At 71.4% G+C, this 1,103-nt stretch carries 1 pseudogene; it reads left to right on the top strand.

The features are described from left to right. Positions 1-296: 296 nt before the first annotated feature. Positions 297-1,103 (top strand): annotated as a pseudogene (locus ACY5KJ_RS19425) (Sir2 family NAD-dependent protein deacetylase); the annotation flags it as partial.

Below are 1,103 nucleotides of genomic sequence, written 5' to 3'. Positions count from 1 at the left end.
TCGGAGGGGTGGCGCCGGGCATCCCCCGACTCGGCGTGCCTGGTGCCGACCTGTGCGTTCTCGCCGTCCATCGTCGTAACCACCCTCGGGAAGGCTGGCTTTGCCGCAACCGTACGACCCTGGGCCTGATCACACCACACGGCTAGGACGACTACACGACGTATCGATGCCGGTGTCCGAAACATCAACCTGCCGGGACGTCTCCCCCCGGGCTCCATCCCCGGACGGGCGGGGAGCGGACGGGCGGGGAGCGGTGGCGCGGAACGGGCATCCGGGGCACGGCCGGATCGGGCAGCATAGACGGTGTGAGGGACGGTGCGCGACAGCAGGTGACGGGTGGCGGGGGCGAGGCATTCGACCGGCTCTGCTCGCTGGCCGCGGCCGGCGGGGTCGTGGTGGTGACCGGTGCGGGGATCTCCACCGACTCCGGTATTCCGGACTACCGGGGTCCGAACGGGGCACTGCGCCATCACACCCCGATGACCTATCAGGAGTTCACCGATGATCCCGCGGCCCGGCACCGCTACTGGGCCCGCAGCCATGCCGGGTGGCGGCGGGTGGCCCGGGCGGAGCCGAACCCGGGCCACCGTGCACTGGCCCGGTTGGAGCAGGACGGCCTGGTGACCGGTGTCGTGACGCAGAACGTCGACGGCCTGCACCAGCGTGCCGGCTTACGGCGCGTCATCGATTTGCACGGCAGGCTGTCGCGCGTGCTATGCCGCGGCTGCGGCGACGTGAGCCCTCGCCTCGAGCTCGACCAGCGTCTGCGGGCGGTCAATCCCGGATTCCATGTCGGCGCCGCGCAGAGCAACCCGGACGGCGATGTCACGCTCCCCGACGACATGGTCGCCGCCTTCGTCATGGTGGGCTGCCGCCGGTGCGACGGTGACGAGCTGGAACCGGACGTGGTGTTCTTCGGCGCGACCGTGCCGCGGAGGCGTTCCGGCTGGTCGAGGGGGCCAGGGCGCTGCTGATCCTCGGATCGTCGCTGACGGTGATGTCCGGCTACCGGTTCGTGCTCCGTGCGGCGGAGCTCGACATCCCGGTCGCGATCGTCAACCAGGGTCCGACCCGGGGGGACAGCCGCGCGGCCGTCCGGGTCG

The organism is Frankia sp. CcWB3, assembly GCF_977927595.1.
Note: the sequence above shows the minus strand (reverse complement) of the source record. Positions and strands in the feature narration are given on the sequence as shown.